Origin of the sequence: Nocardia sp. CA-151230, assembly GCF_050942175.1 — a bacterium.
Lineage (GTDB): Bacteria > Actinomycetota > Actinomycetes > Mycobacteriales > Mycobacteriaceae > Nocardia.
Map to the genome: position 1 here is coordinate 4989301 of NZ_CP192061.1, position 15388 is coordinate 5004688.

15 protein-coding genes and 1 pseudogene are annotated in these 15388 nt (G+C 67.3%); 6 read left to right on the forward strand and 10 right to left on the reverse strand.

All coding sequences use genetic code 11. From position 1 onward, the window contains the following. Positions 1-94 precede the first annotated feature (94 nt). Positions 95-1060 (forward strand): MerR family transcriptional regulator, encoded by a 966-nt coding sequence (locus ACQP1O_RS23670; protein ID WP_433560673.1) that lies wholly within the window; start codon positions 95-97, stop codon positions 1058-1060. Positions 1061-1294: 234 nt separating this feature from the next. Here the strand turns inward: ACQP1O_RS23670 and ACQP1O_RS23675 are convergent, their stop codons facing one another. Continuing rightward, positions 1295-1969: an ArsR/SmtB family transcription factor gene (locus tag ACQP1O_RS23675; RefSeq protein ID WP_433560674.1), complete on the reverse strand. Its 675-nt coding sequence runs from the start codon at positions 1967-1969 to the stop codon at positions 1295-1297. A 126-nt stretch (positions 1970-2095) separates the two neighbouring features. Between ACQP1O_RS23675 and ACQP1O_RS23680 the strand changes: the two genes are divergently transcribed. The 4 genes from ACQP1O_RS23680 to ACQP1O_RS23695 all read left to right on the forward strand — a co-directional run bounded on the left by ACQP1O_RS23680 (position 2096) and on the right by ACQP1O_RS23695 (position 6279). After that, complete coding sequence (locus tag ACQP1O_RS23680; protein ID WP_433560675.1) at positions 2096-2329, forward strand: hypothetical protein; 234 nt, start codon at positions 2096-2098, stop codon at positions 2327-2329. Positions 2330-2401: 72 nt separating this feature from the next. Continuing rightward, positions 2402-3664 carry an MFS transporter gene (locus ACQP1O_RS23685; protein ID WP_433560676.1) on the forward strand — a complete coding sequence of 421 codons (1263 nt, stop codon included), beginning with the start codon at positions 2402-2404 and terminating at the stop codon, positions 3662-3664. 386 nt (positions 3665-4050) lie between these two features. Beyond that, positions 4051-5817 (forward strand): MFS transporter, encoded by a 1767-nt coding sequence (locus tag ACQP1O_RS23690; RefSeq protein ID WP_433560677.1) that lies wholly within the window; start codon positions 4051-4053, stop codon positions 5815-5817. Between the two features lie 99 nt (positions 5818-5916). Beyond that, positions 5917-6279, forward strand: coding sequence for a MarR family winged helix-turn-helix transcriptional regulator (locus tag ACQP1O_RS23695; RefSeq protein WP_379381052.1), 363 nt, complete (start codon positions 5917-5919; stop codon positions 6277-6279). A gap of 80 nt (positions 6280-6359) precedes the next feature. Here ACQP1O_RS23695 and ACQP1O_RS23700 read toward each other — a convergent pair whose 3' ends face one another. From ACQP1O_RS23700 to ACQP1O_RS23725, 6 genes and pseudogenes are all read right to left on the reverse strand, one after another. After that, the gene (locus ACQP1O_RS23700) at positions 6360-7841 is read right to left on the reverse strand and encodes an FAD-binding protein (protein WP_433560678.1); all 1482 of its coding nucleotides are present in this window, start codon (positions 7839-7841) and stop codon (positions 6360-6362) included. Positions 7842-8029: 188 nt separating this feature from the next. Next, the gene (locus ACQP1O_RS23705; RefSeq protein ID WP_433560679.1) at positions 8030-8371 is read right to left on the reverse strand and encodes a hypothetical protein; all 342 of its coding nucleotides are present in this window, start codon (positions 8369-8371) and stop codon (positions 8030-8032) included. Between the two features lie 123 nt (positions 8372-8494). Beyond that, positions 8495-9346: a hypothetical protein gene (locus tag ACQP1O_RS23710; protein ID WP_433568020.1), complete on the reverse strand. Its 852-nt coding sequence runs from the start codon at positions 9344-9346 to the stop codon at positions 8495-8497. A gap of 126 nt (positions 9347-9472) precedes the next feature. Then, positions 9473-9655, reverse strand: a pseudogene (locus ACQP1O_RS23715) (helix-turn-helix domain-containing protein); the annotation flags it as partial. Between the two features lie 212 nt (positions 9656-9867). Next, a complete protein-coding gene (locus ACQP1O_RS23720; protein ID WP_433560680.1) occupies positions 9868-10014 on the reverse strand; it encodes a hypothetical protein in 147 nt (48 codons plus the stop codon). 29 nt (positions 10015-10043) lie between these two features. Further along, positions 10044-11324 carry an ATP-binding protein gene (locus tag ACQP1O_RS23725; protein ID WP_433560681.1) on the reverse strand — a complete coding sequence of 427 codons (1281 nt, stop codon included), beginning with the start codon at positions 11322-11324 and terminating at the stop codon, positions 10044-10046. Between the two features lie 507 nt (positions 11325-11831). Here ACQP1O_RS23725 and ACQP1O_RS23730 point away from each other — a divergent pair. Continuing rightward, on the forward strand, positions 11832-12326 hold the full coding sequence (locus tag ACQP1O_RS23730; protein WP_433560682.1) for a hypothetical protein: 495 nt from the start codon (positions 11832-11834) through the stop codon (positions 12324-12326). 205 nt (positions 12327-12531) lie between these two features. Here the strand turns inward: ACQP1O_RS23730 and ACQP1O_RS23735 are convergent, their stop codons facing one another. The 3 genes from ACQP1O_RS23735 to ACQP1O_RS23745 all read right to left on the reverse strand — a co-directional run bounded on the left by ACQP1O_RS23735 (position 12532) and on the right by ACQP1O_RS23745 (position 15280). After that, positions 12532-13362 (reverse strand): dienelactone hydrolase family protein, encoded by an 831-nt coding sequence (locus ACQP1O_RS23735; RefSeq protein WP_433560683.1) that lies wholly within the window; start codon positions 13360-13362, stop codon positions 12532-12534. Between the two features lie 81 nt (positions 13363-13443). Further along, positions 13444-13875, reverse strand: a complete 432-nt coding sequence (locus tag ACQP1O_RS23740) for a CBS domain-containing protein (RefSeq protein WP_433560684.1) — start codon at positions 13873-13875, stop codon at positions 13444-13446. 208 nt (positions 13876-14083) lie between these two features. After that, positions 14084-15280 (reverse strand): FHA domain-containing protein, encoded by a 1197-nt coding sequence (locus ACQP1O_RS23745; protein ID WP_433560685.1) that lies wholly within the window; start codon positions 15278-15280, stop codon positions 14084-14086. Positions 15281-15388: the final 108 nt, after the last annotated feature.

Below are 15388 nucleotides of genomic sequence, written 5' to 3' on the forward strand. Positions count from 1 at the left end.
ACCTCCGCTGTCTCAACGAGACGCTGAGCCCACACCCCTACAAGCCGAGGTCACACTTGACCTTGCCCCCGGGGGCAAGGTTTACCGTCGGCGGGTGAGAATAGGGCAGGTTGCACAGCTGGCAGAAGTGAGCCCGAAGGCGGTCCGGCGTTACGAGGCAATGGGTTTGATCAAACCTGGCCGATCGGGCAACGGCTATCGCGAGTACTGCGGGCATGATGTCCGGCTCATCCGCGAGATCCGGGAGTTGAGCCGCCTCGGCATACCGGTGCAGGAAACCCGGCCGTTCCTGGACTGCCTGGCCTCGGGCAGTGAGCACGGCGACGACTGCCCGTCCTCGCTCGCCGAATATCGGCGGGCGATCGACGAAATCGATGCGCGGATAACCGCATTGGCAGCCCGTCGGGACGCGCTGAGCACCCGGCTGCGGGAGGCTTCCTATCGCGGCATGCAGGCGGCCCGGCCACCGGTGGATCTGCTCGAACTGCCACCGGACCTGCCGGTGCCCGTCGACGACGGCGCTGCCACGCACCTGCGTGGGATGGCATTGCCGCCCATCCCTCTGCAATGCACCGATGGCACCACAGTCGATCTGGGCGCTTTGCCCCAGGGTAGGACTGTCATCTATCTCTACCCGCTGACCGGCCGCCCGGACACCGATATCCCCGCGGGCTGGAACGAGATTCCCGGTGCGCGCGGCTGCACCACGCAAGCCTGCGACTTCCGTGACCATCACACCGAGTTGCGCGCAGCGGAGGTGGCGAGGGTGTTCGGGCTCTCCACCCAGACCTCGGACTACCAGCGTGAAGTGGTCGACCGTCTGAGCCTTCCGTTCGCCATGCTCGCCGACCCTTCCGGTCGTCTCGCGACCCTGCTGTCCCTGCCCACCTTCGAAGCGGACGGCAGCACCCTCTACAAACGCCTGACCCTGATCATCCGCGGCGGCGTCATCGAGCACGTCTTCTACCCGGTCTTCCCGCCCAATCGCCACGCCGAGCAGGTGATCGCCTGGCTACGATCGGATGCCGGTCAGTCGCCGGGGCAGGCGAGTCCGGTGTAGGTGGGGTCCAATGCCTGCTCGACCAGGTCGTCGACAGCGGGCGATTGCGGCAGGATGCCGTGATCGAAAGCGTCTGTGGCACAGACATCTTGGACCCAAGATATGCCTTGCACCGCCCACCCGGTAGGTGCTCAGAAATCGATCGATTCTCAACGCCTTTCGCCGAGGGGCTGAGGCGGACCTCGGTTGGGAGCTTGATCGAATCGTCTCGAGCGCTCCGCCGGATGGGCGTCCTCAGTGATCCGCGGTCGCGGCGCCCTCGACGGGGAGCCCGGCCAGTGCCCACTCCAACATGCCCTCGTCGAGCCGTTTGACTTCACGTCCGGCCTGCTGGGCGATGCGGATCGCGTCGGGTGCCATGACGCAGTGCACGCCGCGGCAGTAAGCGACGATCTCACGATCGGCGGGGAGCTCGGCGAGCCGGGCGGCCAGCTCCGCGAGAGGGACGCTGATCGCGCCGGGGATATGTCCGGCGTCGTATTCCTCGTGCGGACGAACATCGATCAGGGTGATCTCGCCCGCGTCGCGGCGGCGCAGGAGTTCTTCCCGGGTGATGGCATCTTCAGGTGAGCCGAGAACGGCAGCGGCCCCGACGGCGACGTCGGCGAGATGCGCTTCGGCGACGGTCTGCACGAGCGCGAACAGCTGGGCGACGTCGGTTCCGGCGAGGCGGTAGAACTGGCGGGTGCCGTCGCGGCGGGCTTCCACCAGGCCGCCGGCCTTCAGTGATTGCAGGTTCGCCGACGCGGTCGTGAGGTTCATGCCGGTGGCGGTGGCGATCGCCTCCACGGTGCGCTCGCCCTGGGCGAGCAGGTCGAGGATCTGCAGGCGGCGGCCATTGCCCAGCGCCTTGCCGACGCGGGCGACCTGATCGAAGAGGGCGGCCTTGCGGCCGGACAACTCACTCACGCTTGCTTCTCCAATATTCTTTGGAATAGCGTATTCCATAGTTCCTTGGAACAACGTCGGACACGGCGATTGTATTCACCACCCGCCATCACGCCCCGGCCGGAACCGTTCAACCAGGAGAAACCGATGAACCACCTGTTCGTCCTGCACGACCCGCCCCAAGGCACCGAACGCACCTGCAACGACATCCGGTTCCCCGGTGACGGCGCGGGCTATGTGGAACTCGGCGGCGGCCCGGCGGCAAAGGGCGAAGGCAACTTCCCGACCCCATCGGCACCGCAGGTGAACCTTTGCGAGCCGTCTGCGGCCCACCACGCCGAGAAGGAACAGCAGCCGACCCGCTGGAACGTTCGGTCCTGATCCATCACCCGGGCTGGACCATCCAGGCATGTCATCCCGGGGCTCGCCGCTGCTCGTCGAAAGAACCACACCGTGTCTCACAGCATCACCGTCGCCCGCGCCGATTCTCACCGTCCCGAGATCGCGCGTTCCCAACGCCGCATCCTGACCGTCCTGGTGTTCGCGCAGATCCTCAGCGGCGCGGGGCTGGCCGCCGGGGTCACCGTCGGCGCGCTACTGGCCCAGGACATGCTCGGCTCCACCAGCCTGGCCGGACTGCCCAGCGCGCTGTTGACCGCAGGGTCCGCACTGGCCGCCATTGCCGTCGGTCGCCTGTCCCAGGCCCGCGGCCGCCGTCCCGGACTCGCCGCCGGCTACCTCATCGGCGCGGTCGGCAGCCTCGGCGTGATCGCCGCCGCGGTCCTGGACGCGCCGGTCCTGCTGTTCCTGGCATTGTTCGTCTACGGTGCGGGTACCGCCACCAACCTGCAAGCTCGTTACGCCGGAGCCGATTTGGCCACTGACTCCCACCGCGGCCGGGCGGTATCCACAGTGCTGGTGGCCACCACCCTCGGTGGCGTGGTGGGACCCAATCTCGCCGCACCCACCGGCACCCTGGCACGCAGCCTGGGCATCCCGTACCTGGCCGGGCCGTTCCTGCTCGCCGCGCTCGCCTACGGACTGGCCGCGTTCGTGCTGGTGACGTGGCTGCGCCCGGACCCTCTGCTGCTGGCCCGCCGGCTGGGCACGACCGACTCCGCCGCCACCCCGTCGACGACGCCGCCGGAATCCCCTGACAGGTCCGGAAGCGGTGTCGCCGCAGGGGGATTCGTGATGGCGCTGACTCAGCTGGTCATGGTGGCGATCATGACAATGACACCGGTGCACATGCTCCATCACGGGCACGGGACAGCCGCTGCCGGCGTGGTGATCGCCGTCCATGTCGGTGCCATGTACCTGCCCTCCCCGGTGACCGGCTGGCTCGTCGACCGCCTGGGCCGGCTCCCCGTCGCCGCCTCCTCCGGCGTGACCCTGCTCGCCGCAGGAGTACTCGCAGCGCTGGCCCCCGGTGACTCCATCGCCCTGCTGGCACTCGCGCTGGCGCTGCTCGGGCTGGGCTGGAACCTCGGGCTGGTGGCGGGAACCGCCATCATCACCGACACCGTGCCGCTGGAAACCCGCGCCAAAACCCAAGGGGCGGTGGATGTTTCCATCGCTCTCGCCGGAGCCACCGGCGGCATGGGTTCCGGGCTGATGGTTGCCGCCACCAGCTACCCGATCCTCGCGCTCGCGGGCGGCGTCCTCGCCTTGGCAGTCGTGCCGGTCGCTGCCCTCACCGGCAGATCCAAACCCTGAGCATCAACACCGACAGGCTCGATACAGGCGCAGTCCTGCACGGAGCAGCCGTGGGAGGTCAGGCCGGTCTCGATCGCGGCCGGCGGAACGACCACATCGATCCACGGATCCCGGATCGGGCGATACCGCGCGGTACCTCCGCGGATCTCGATGAACCCCAGCAGCCGCGCATCCGGTCCGCCTCCCTCACCCCCTTGTCCTCGCTGGACTCGCGGCCCAGCCGTCACCGAATCCGAACCCGGCGACGGGGGCAGGGAGGGGCGGTGGAGGCGACTTCGAACATCGACACCCGGTCCACTGAGTGAGCCATCACACGATTTTATTAGTTAGCGACATGCAACTATATTGAGGCGCTGTTTGGTTCGATGACTTTGCGGGAGGCTCTGATGGCTGCGGCCCCAACCACCGGTTTGGATACCGGTGATGTCCAGACCATTCGGAGGCGACTCCGAATCGAGCATGATCACCCGCACTACAAGTGGGTAGCACTGTCGAATACGACACTGGGCATGCTCATGGTCACGATCAACTCCTCGATCGTGATCATCTCGCTTCCCGATATCTTCCGGGGCATCGATCTCAACCCGCTCGCGGCGGGCAATGTCAGCTACCTGCTGTGGATGATGATGGGCTTCCTGCTCGCGTCCGCGGTGCTGGTGGTGATGTTCGGGCGGCTCGGCGACATGGTCGGGCGCGTCAAGATCTACAACTACGGGTTCGTGATCTTCACGGTCGCGGCGGTCGCGCTCTCGTTCGATCCGTTCACTCACGGCGGCGGCGCGGTGTGGCTCATCGGATGGCGTGTGTTCCAAGGAATCGGCGGCGCCATGCTCATGGCCAACGCGGCCGCCATCCTCACCGACGCATTCCCCGCCGAACAGCGCGGATTCGCGCTCGGCATCAATCAGGTTGCGGCCGTGGCCGGTTCGTTCCTGGGCCTGCTGCTGGGCGGCCTGCTCGCGCAGTGGGACTGGAAAGCCGTCTTCTGGGTGAGCGTGCCGTTCGGCATTCTCGGCACCGTCTGGTCGTACCGGTCGCTGCACGACAACGGCCAGCGCAACGCGGGCTCCCTCGACATCCCGGGCACCGTCACCTTCGCGGTCGGGCTGACCGCGCTGCTCACCGGCATCACCTATGGCATTCAGCCGTACGGGGATTCGAATACCGGCTGGTCCAACCCGTGGGTGCTGGCCGCGGTCTTCGGCGGTATCGCCGTGCTCGCATTGTTCTGCTGGATCGAGACCAAGGTGGCACAGCCGATGTTCCACCTGTCGCTGCTCAAGGTGCGGGCGTTCGGACTCGGCAACCTGGCCGGCCTGATGTCATCGCTGGGTCGCGGCGGTCTGCAGTTCATGCTGATCATCTGGCTGCAGGGCATCTGGTTGCCGCTGCACGGCTTCGACTACGAGTCCACGCCGCTGTGGGCGGGCATCTACCTGCTACCGCTGACGGTGGGATTCCTTGTGGCAGGGCCGGTTTCGGGAAAGCTGTCCGACCTCTACGGCCCACGGCTGTTCGCGACCCTCGGCATGGCGATCACCGCGGTGACCTTCGTGCTGCTGGTGGTGCTGCCGGTCGACTTCTCCTACTGGGCGTTCGCGGTGGTCATCGCGCTCAACGGCCTGGGTTCGGGTATGTTCGCCTCCCCCAACACCGCCGAGGTCATGTCCGCGGTGCCCGCGGCGCAGCGCGGCGTCGCCTCCGGCATGCGCGGCACACTGCTCAACGGCGGCATGGCGCTGTCGATCGGCGTGTTCTTCTCGCTGATGATCATCGGCCTGTCGAATACGTTGCCGAGCGCGATGAATTCGGGTCTGCAGCAGCAGGGTGTGCCCGCCAATGTCGCGGAGAACATCTCCGGTCTGCCTCCGGTGGGCAGCCTGTTCGCGGCCTTCCTCGGCGTGAACCCGATCGAGGCGCTGCTGGGACCGACCGGCATCCTCGACCACCCGGGCGTGCACAAGGATGTGCTCACCGGTCAGGAGTTCTTCCCGCACTTGATCTCCGGCCCGTTCCACTCGGGTCTGGTCGTGGTCTTCCTGGGAGCCGCGATTATGATGCTGATCGGCGCGGTGGCCTCGTGGTTCGCCGGTAGCCCCACCGTCCCGGACGAGGCTGCCGAACTGCGTGAAGCCGCTCGCGAGGGAATCTGACCGGAGGAGATCACGCTGCCCGAGCCCACGAGCGTCGCCGACCCCGACCAGCTCACCGAAGCCGCCGACCTGTACCACTCGATCGGCCGCCTCCTACGCTTGTTGCGCCACTCCGGCGACCTCGGGGCCCTCAGCCCCGGGGCGGCCTCGGCCCTGGCGACCGTCGCCCGCTCCGGACCCCTCCGCCTCGGCGACCTCGCCAATATCGAACGGGTCAGCGCCCCGACCATGTCCCGCATAGTGACGGGCCTGGAAAAGGGCGGCTACCTGACCCGGGACGCCGACCCGGAAGACGGCCGAGCCCAACTCCTCACCGCCACGGCCGCCGCCCACAACCTGGTCACCGGCCTCACCTCGGCCCGCATCCAGCGCTTCGCCGGCGCCCTCGAATCCCTCACTCCGGCCCAGCGCGAGTCCGTCAAATCCGGCCTCAACACCCTCATCGAGGCCCTCGACCAGTAGCGTCGCCCCGCTCAGCGAGGCGACGTCTGGCAGGACACTCCCCTGCTCGCGCCGGTGCCCAGCCATCATCGGGCGCGTGGTCAGGATGTCAGAACGGAGCGGATCCGATTGTCGGGGTCCACACGACTGCGGAGCTCGGACAGGCGGGTGTGGTTGTCGCCGAAGTAGCGCGACAGCGGATCGCCGGGCTCGAGGTAGTTGACGTACGCGCCGACCGAATCGGGGGCGAGGATGGCGTGGGCGTCGGAGAGCCAGGCCATTGCGGCGTCGTGTGGAATCGGTTCGTAGGCACCCCATTCCACCATGGCGGCGTGGTCGCGCCACGGGAAGGCGGTCGCGGTGGGCGACAGGTCGCGGATCGCGCCGTCGAGGGCGTTGATCTGCACCCAGCCGGTGCCGCCGACGCTGGAGAACCGGGTCACGGCCTCGAGCACCCGGCCGATGGTGTCCGGGGTGAGGTCCGAGACGATGTCGGAGCCGTTGGTGAAGGCGACGCGCGGCTGATCGGGCGTGCCGCCTGCCAGATACAGAACGGTGTCCATGTGGCTGAGGGTGCGGGTATCGATGTAGGCAGGCGCGCCACCGATCGCATCGGTGAGCGCGGCCGTGACCGTCTCGGCCGAACCCGCGGGGCAGACCAGTTGCATCCAGCAGCGGACGCCGCCCTCGCCGTCGGCGTCCAGGCTGACATCGGCCCACTGCTCGCGGTCGGCGCCGCGCAGCCACTCCTGCCAGCCCCCGATGACGCGATCCGCGTTCTCACCCGAAAAGGTCAGGCGCACCACATCTTTCGCGGTCGCCGGGATGGTGTCGAAGGTCAGCGAGGTGACGATGCCGAACATCGAGCCGCCGCCACGCAGCGCCCAGAACAGGTCCGGGTCGGCGGTGGCGGACACCTCGGTGATGGTGCCATCGGGCAGGACCAGCGTGGCGGCGGTGAGGCGATCACAGGTGAGGCCGTAGGCACGGGATTCGAAGCCGAACCCGCCGCCCAGGGTCAGACCCGCGACGCCGACGCTGGGACACATCCCCGTCGGCAGGCTCTGCCCGGACCGATCGAGTTCCCCGTAGACCTCGTACAGGGTGTGGCCCGGTGATACGACGGCCTGTCCGGCCTCGACTCGGATGCCGTGCAGCCGCCGGACGTCGACAACCAGGGTGCCGGTCGCCGTGGAGACCCCGGCGTAGGAATGCCCGCCCGCGCGCGCCGCGACCTCGAGATCGTTCTCGGCCGCGAAGCCGAAGGCCGTGGCCACATCGGCGGCATCCGCGACCTGCACGATGGCCGTGGGCATCTCGTCGTCGAACCGAGTGTTGAAGACCTCTTTGGCCATCGGGTATCCCAGATCGCCGGGCAAGATCACCCGGCCGCGCAGCTTGTTCTGCAACGCACGCCATTTCGGGTCGGCACTGCCGGCGCTGGAGCAGGAGACGCTGTCCGAGGAGCCGGTGGTGTCATCGGAGGAGCCTGCGGCGGGCGCCGCGTCGGAGGCGGGCAGTCGAGTGGTTCCGGCGAAACCGACACCGGCGACTGCGATTCCGAGCGCTCCCCGCAGAAACACGCCACGCGTGAAGCGGGGTCTCACAACGGTCCCCCGAAGCCGATCGAGATGCGGTGCGCCGCCGTGTTATTCGCTCTAGATATCAAAGTTCGCGACCCGCCTGTACCCATCGGACAACACAACACCACTCGATCATGGTTCACCCACTGTTCATTCGCTCAATCGAGCCCGCCGTGTCGACCGCCCCGCTACCGAGATCCCATATCAGCCGGAGTGTCGGGCGGAATGAGCCACCGGGCGAAGGTCTGTTCCGGACTCACGGTGACCACATCGGCCCGCTCCACGAGATCCCCTGGCAGCTCACCGTTCTCGAAATGATCGAGACCCGGCACGATCACAGCATCGACCCCCAGATTCGCAACCAACACCCGCAACCGATGAACAGGCCGGTCAGTATGCGGCCCGAACACCGCGATCCTGCGCAGGTCATAACCCAGCCGCGCAGCCAACGCCCGAATCCGAGCTTCGTCCCACTGCCGCCGCGACCCCGACACATCCTGCCGCAGATAGCCAATTGCCCCGGGATTCATAGTCCGCCCTCTCACTGCTCGATAGTGCGCGCCGCCGTCGGATGATGGGTTCAGCTTCGCTCCACAGCATTTCGGCGGCAATGGCACTTCCGGTGAGGTCGGCCGGGAAGTGCCACAGAGCGGTCAGTATTCGAGCTGGATGAGGTCGGCGAGAGCACGCATATCGTGGCTGAGGGTCCGCCGTTTGCCGATCATGCGGGCGAGCAGGTCCTTGGCGAGGCGTTGTTCGATCAGCCAGGGACCGGCCTCGCGAGAGAGTTGCAGCAGGATATCGAGCGCGGGGTCGGCGCGATGGAGGTCCATGTGCGCCTGTGCCACATCGAGGAGATGGCGGTTGCGGTTGTCGGAGGTGGGCCGCAGCCCGGCCGGCACGTCGCGCGCGAGCCGCAGGGCGAGGTCGGGGCGGTCGTCGATGACGGCATTCTCGACGCGTTTCATGGCGACTGTCGCAGGACCGAAGGATGTCCAATAGTCCTGGTACACAGCGGGCTCCCGTTCCACCGCCACCGCAGCGGCCTGGGCGAAGCGCATCATGTCCCCGGCATCGTCGGGCCGGTTGTCCCGGATGGCGGCTGCCGAACCACGCAACAGCAGCCAGCCCCAGGTGGACAGTTCGCGTTCGGAGGCCCTCGACATCCGCGGCTCGATTCGATCGGCCCAGCGCATCGCGAGCTCGTCGACCTGCTGAAATCGCCGTTCCACCAGCAACAGCCAGCAGAGCGTGACTACGACCGACGCGGCGTCGAGTACCTCATCGGTCGATTCGGCCGCGACCAGGGCGCGTTCGAGAACCGTACGGGCCGTGCGTAATTGCCGCGTCTGCACCATCACCGACCCGGTCAGCTGCAGAATGCGCGACCGCAGGCCGGGCGAAACAGTGTCGCCATACTCGAGCAGTCCGGGCAGCACCCGGGCGAGCTGTCCGTAATCGTTGTCGTGATACAGCCGCACAGCCGAACTCAGCGATGCAGCCACATCACTTTCGGTGACCGGCTCGTCGGACGAAGGCTCGCGGGGTGTACCGATCGCGCGCCGCGTCTCAGCCCAGAGCTCCCCGTTCCGGCTTTCCGGCGGCTTCGGTTCGGACCCGATGAGCGCCGTCAGCGGACAACCCAACCCCACCGCGAGCCGCCGTAGGGTCTCGATGCGCGCATCGTCCCGCTCCCCTTGCTCGATCTTCCGAATGAACGACACCGAAACACCCGAACTCGCCGCAAGTTCCCGCTGTGTGAGCCCCCGCCGTTTCCGAACCGATTGCAAGCGTTGACCCAGATCCCCGCTCATGAAATCAGCCTAGATCCCCTGTCCCGGCGTCGCAGCGATCCCGCCCAACGCCGCTGGCACCCCGGACGCATTCCGTGACCTCTACCGGATTCCCTGACGCCGAGCGACCACATGCCGCCACCCAGCGGTCGATGTAGCTTCGCCACAGGCATTTACAACCAGAATCTCGCGAAAAAGTCGCATCGCAAACGAAGTTCGGGCAGCCGCCGGAGTCATCCCATCCAGATGGTGAACTGGTTGAGGTCGAAATAGTCCCGCCAGGCGCTGATCCTGCCGTCCCCGACCTCGAAACCGCGCCGGCTGTGTGGGGTGTGCTCGTCCGGTGACAACTCTGTGTAGGCAGTGGTGATCGAGGACATGACGTCGAGTCGAACGGGTCCCTCCCCGGTCAGAGGCGGCTGTAGGTCTCGATGTCCTCGGTGAACTCCTCGATGGCCTGCGTGGTGAGCGTCGGTCGCGTGTTGGCGATGGCGTCCAGGTAGTCGTCGGTGCTGGCCGGTTTGCCCAGTCGCCGGCTGACCTCGCGCTCGAAGGCCGCTTGCGAGCCCTTGCGGGCGGCGAACTCGATGTCGGCAGGGGTGAAGAGCTCACTCGCCGCGACCAGCGCGGCCACATCCACCGATTCGGCGGCGGAACCGAGATAGCGGGACCAGATTGCCGCGCGCGCGGCCGAGTTCGGCGGGCCGATCGGGATGATGTAGTCGAAGCGGCCAGGTCGCATGAAAGCCGGGTCGAGGGAGCGGACCGAGTTGGTGGCGCAGGCCAGCAGCCTGTCATCGTGCTCACGGAAGCCGGGGATCAGCTTGAGCAGCTCATTGGTGACCCCGTGCCCGGGATCGACTGCTTGCCCGGAACGCACACCAGCGATCTCCTCGACCTCGTCGATGAACAGCAGCACCGCCTCCAGCTCGGCGAGGTCCGCGAACGCCTCCCGCAGGGCCGCGGCCAGCCCCTCGCTGGTCGCTGCGGCGAGCCGGGAGGGAAACAACTCCACGAAAGGCCATTTCAGTCGGGAAGCCACCGCCTTGGCGAAGCTCGTTTTGCCGGTCCCGGGGGGACCGAACAGGATGAACGCCTTCGGCGGGGCGACGTTGTATCGCTCGGACAAGGCAGGTTCCGCCAGCGGCAGCACGATCCGCTGTTCGACGATCCGCTTCTCCAGCTCCATGCCGGCCATCTGGTTCCACAGTCCCACCGGCAGCATCCGTCCCCCCAGCAGCGCGAGCAGGTCCGCATCGGCCACTCCGGACGGCTCGGGCCGTTCGTAGTAGGTGAGGTCGCCACGAGCGAGGTAACCGGAATTCTCCAGGGCCTTGGTTCCGGTGCTGTGTGTGGGCAGCAGCGCGCTGATGCGGCGCACTCCTTGCGCACGCAGTCGTCGCTCGAGCTCGGCGAGCAACGCGCTGCCGATCCCGCGCTCGCGCCACTGTCCTGCCAGGGCCACCAGGAGCACCCAGGCGCGCTCCCCATGGACCTGCGCTACCGCGATGCCGACGAGCTCCTCACCGACCACAGCCACGACGCCGCCCTGGCCGCCCCGGGCCGCCGCCATCGCCTCGGAGAGGGAGAACACCGGCGTCGCATCGTCGATCTGCCGGTTCTGATCCCATATTCGAAGCGCTTGGTCAAGATCGCCCTCTCGGAAGTCACGCAATCGCCACAGAGCCATGACACCACCTCACCCGATCGCGGACCACCATTCTCCCCGCTGCGCCAACAGCACCGCCACGCGCGAACAGCGAGCCCAGCTCATGCGGCTCCTGGCCCTGCTGGTCACCATGGCGAGCGTGCAGGACTCTCGGCACACTTGCACACCCGGCCGTAGCGAGCATCATGCAGAAGCTCCAGGAACAGGCTGATCTCCACCTCGTAGCAGCGCGCTGTGGACACCGATCGGCCGCGCCCGACTCCGCAAACAGTGGATGAACGCCTCCCCGTCCGCCGCAGTCCACTGCCACCGGCGATGCCGTCGAGGATTTCACCGCGATGCCTGCCGGAACGGATCGGTCAGCACGATCAGGTGGGGTGCCCGGCATATGGCGGATTGCCGGCGTTCGGCCGCGGTCTGCCGAGCGTGATGGCATGCTGAGCAGCGGATACGTCCCCTGCTCAACTGGGTTCAGCACAGCTGCGGGCACGCCGTTACCCGCAGACGACTCGCGGGAAGGTGAGAGCAATGAGTAAGGCCGGCCAGAAGCTTCGCGGTGAAGGTGAAAGTGACGTCAAGCTCGCAGTTTCTGGTCACTTGCATGGTTCGTCCGCGGTCGGATTCGCAGCGACACGACGGAAGAAGTGGCCGGACAGGACGTTCGTGGTGACCGACGTCGGTCCTACCCGGGAACCTGCGTCCACCGACCGCCCGAACAAGTCGCCGTTGCCTCGGGTTGTTTCCCTCACGCCCTACGACAGACCCGGCGCCGCCCCGATGCAGGTCCTGGCGTATGTCCCGACGAACTTCAACAAACCCCTGCGCGTCGGGGACACGGTGGTGACCCGTATGTCCAAGCACGGCGCGCACAAAGGGCTACCGGGAGTACACCTCCGCGTCGTCGGCACCGAACCGGTGGACGTTGCGCTGCGGAGGCACCGCCGCGAATCGGACGGCGAGTTTGCGCGGAAAGCCGAACAGACAATGAAGACGCCGAAGGGAAGGCTCAAGAACCGCTGGTGAGGGCCGAGCCGCCGCCTTCCATTGGTTTGGCACGAAAGCGACTGGGCCCCAGGCAAATCAGTCCGTGAAGGCGTCCGAGACCTGATAGGCGATGGCGCTGCCCTCGGGGCGCAGCATCGAGAAGTGGCTGGTCCATCGTCACCAGTCCGGAACCCCCGTCGAGGTCGGGCGGCGGGGGGTCGGATACGTCAGCAGCCGCGGGAGGCTACGCGGCAGGTTCGGGGTGGAGGCGGGTGCTGAGGTAGGCGAGGATTTCGTCTCGGGCCTGGAGGGTGGGGTGGCCTTGTTCGTCGACGAGGTGGGCGGTGACGACGCTGTGGGGGGTTTGGACGATGTGCTGGAAGAACGGTGGGGGGTTGGGGTTGGCGTGGGCGCCGGAGAGGACTCGGCCGTCGAAGCGGTCGCCGAGGAGCTGGGTGTAGGCGGCGAAACGCTGGCCGGTGCACCATTTGTCGTTGTCGAAGCGGTAGGCGAGGGCGCGGAGATCGTCGCGTTCGAAGCGGGCGGCGATGGCGGTGGCGTCCTCCGGGGACAGCTCGAGGCCCGCCGGGTCGTCGAGCGGGAGCGACGGGTGGTTGATGACGGGGGCGATGACCGCGGGTTCGAGAGTCATGGTGAGCGCGAAGTTTCCGGTGAAGCACATGCCCACCGCGCCGACGCCGGGGCCGCCGGATTCGGCGTGGGCCAGACGGGCCAGGGCGCGCAGCCAGACGGCGACGGGACTGGTGCCGCCGCCGGCGAAGGCGCGGAACTCCTTGCTGACGCAGGTCTTCCGTGCGATCGGGTCGCCCAGTTCGACCGTCGGATACGCGCCGTCCACACCGAACAGTGAGGGCACGTAGACGGTGAAGCCCGCGTCGCGGACCCACCGTGCGAAGCGCAGCACGTCGGGGCTGATGCCGGGCATCTCCGGCATGACAATCACCGCCGGCCCGCTGCCCGCCACATAGACGGTCTTGTGCGCGCCCTCCAATGCAATGGTGCGCTTGGTGAAATCGCCCAGAGTGTCGTCAGGCGTTGGGTTTTCGGACTGCACGGGCGCAGAGCCTTCCTCGATACGACGAATCGATTCGATCGTATCGGGCAGGCAGTCGGGTGAAACGAGTGTGTTTATTCGTCAGCCGTGCTGCAGGTACTTGACCAGGGCTTCGCGCTCGGTTTCGAGTTCGGAGATCTGGCTTTTGACGACGTCGCCGATGCTGACGATGCCGATCATCCGGCCTTCGCGGAGGACCGGGAGGTGGCGGATCCGGTGCTCGGTCATGGTGGCGTTGAGGGTTTCCACGCGGTCGTCCGGCGAGCAGGTGTGCACGGCGGCGGTCATGATCGAGGAGACGGAGGCGTCGAGGAGTGCGGCGCCTTGGTCATGGAGTCGGCGCACGATGTCTCGTTCGGAGACGATGCCCGACATGGCGGCACCGTCTCGCGAGACGATCACCGCGCCCACATTGTGGGTCGCCAGGACTCTGAGCAGTTCACGCACTGATGCATCAGGTGCAATCGTGACCACGCCGCTGCCCTTCCGGCGCAGTATTTCGGAGATTCGCATGTGTCCACCGCCCAACGCTCGGGACTATCCGTGGTTACCAGGATGCCGCTGATAACTGGGTGTGACCAGCAAAGATTGCGATTCGATGCCTAACCGGATGCGCGGATATCGAGACCCGCGTGCCATCGTCCCGCAACGAAGTTGTCTAAATATTTGCCAGATGGCACGGTTCGCCGTGGTCGCCGTGTCGAAACACTGCCGGACCTGACTATGTTCTCAGGCGATACGGGGATGATGGGCCCGGACTGATCGAGGAATTGAAGGTGAATACTCGGCCGCCGAGAAGTAGCTGGCTGCCCGGTTCCAGCACTGTCGGCTGTCCGGGCGCCGCGGGCACCCAATCCGGACGGCCCGGCGGGCGAATGTGGGTGCCGTTGGCCGAGCCGCGGTCCATCACCAGCACGTCCCATCCCACGAGCCGGATCTCGGCGTGCACCCGCGACATGCCACCTGAGCTGTCGGGGATCCGAACCGCCTGCGCACCGCGCCGCACCTGGTCGGATCGTTCCGGCTCCCGCCCGATCACCAGATCGCTGTCGAGCGCATACGAGGTCCCGTCATCGAGCACCAGCGCACCCAGCGGTGGCCGGATGCCCTCGGTGAGCACGCAGGTCATCGGCTCCATCCGAATGCCGCATACCGCACACAGGGACACGCGCGGATCGTTGAGATGCCCACGCGCGCAGTCGTATCCGTGCACGACGACCCCGAGCCGAGTGGCATGAGAGGCATTCTTGCCGGCACTGCCGGTCGCGGCGACCCCCGACCTTGCGGGCTCGTTCGCCGGTTGCCCGTTGCGTCTCGATTGCCGCACGCGGCGATCAGGATTCGTGCGCGCCCCGGAATTGCGCACCCCCGCCGACACACCACCGACCGGAGTATCGAGTGTGTCCTCCCGCCACATCACCGCCCCGGACCCGGGCACCCGCCCATCGCGCAGTGCGAAAACGCCCCGCGGCGGCAACGTCGCCCGCGGCTCACCGTCGTCCACGAACACCGCCGCGGCCCGCGCGGGCGCGGGGCTGACCACCCGGTCGACGCTGAATCCCGCGTCGCGCCCGTGCAGTACCTCGCGGCGCTGGTCATCCTCCAGGATCGCGGTGACCTGCCCGTGCAGGAATACGGCCAGCCCGCGGGCGCCCGGCGTGAGCACCCCGAATTCGACCTTCTCCTCGTCGTCGCGAGCCATCAGCCAGGTGCTGGCCAGCCGGGCGAAGGTCCGCCCGGTCCGCCGGGTCTCCCGCGACGACGCCTCGGCGACCAGATCCAGCAGCTTGTCCAGCACCGCCACGGCGTCGGACTCGGCGGTCAGCGGCCGCGAATCCCGGTGCGCGACAACCACGACCACGCCGTCCACACCGGCCACCAGGTGGCTGCCCGGCACCACCTCGACCCGCGTGCCCATCTCACCCGGCCCCCGCCTGCCCCACCAACCCGTCGGTCCACACGTCGGTTTCGATGAGGTGCTGCGTGATATCTCCCCTCATTCGCTGGATCGTACCGGTCGCGCATT

Bases quoted from the DNA above. Each gene is read 5' to 3' on its own strand.
- ACQP1O_RS23680 (WP_433560675.1), top strand. From the start codon at position 2,096: ATGAACCACCTGTTCGTCCTGCACGACCCGCCCCAAGGCACCGAACGC.
- ACQP1O_RS23690 (WP_433560677.1), top strand. From the start codon at position 4,051: ATGGCTGCGGCCCCAACCACCGGTTTGGATACCGGTGATGTCCAGACC.
- ACQP1O_RS23705 (WP_433560679.1), bottom strand. From the start codon at position 8,371: ATGAATCCCGGGGCAATTGGCTATCTGCGGCAGGATGTGTCGGGGTCG.
- ACQP1O_RS23720 (WP_433560680.1), bottom strand. From the start codon at position 10,014: ATGTCCTCGATCACCACTGCCTACACAGAGTTGTCACCGGACGAGCAC.
- ACQP1O_RS23725 (WP_433560681.1), bottom strand. From the start codon at position 11,324: ATGGCTCTGTGGCGATTGCGTGACTTCCGAGAGGGCGATCTTGACCAA.
- ACQP1O_RS23730 (WP_433560682.1), top strand. From the start codon at position 11,832: ATGAGTAAGGCCGGCCAGAAGCTTCGCGGTGAAGGTGAAAGTGACGTC.
- ACQP1O_RS23740 (WP_433560684.1), bottom strand. From the start codon at position 13,875: ATGCGAATCTCCGAAATACTGCGCCGGAAGGGCAGCGGCGTGGTCACG.
- ACQP1O_RS23745 (WP_433560685.1), bottom strand. From the start codon at position 15,280: ATGGGCACGCGGGTCGAGGTGGTGCCGGGCAGCCACCTGGTGGCCGGT.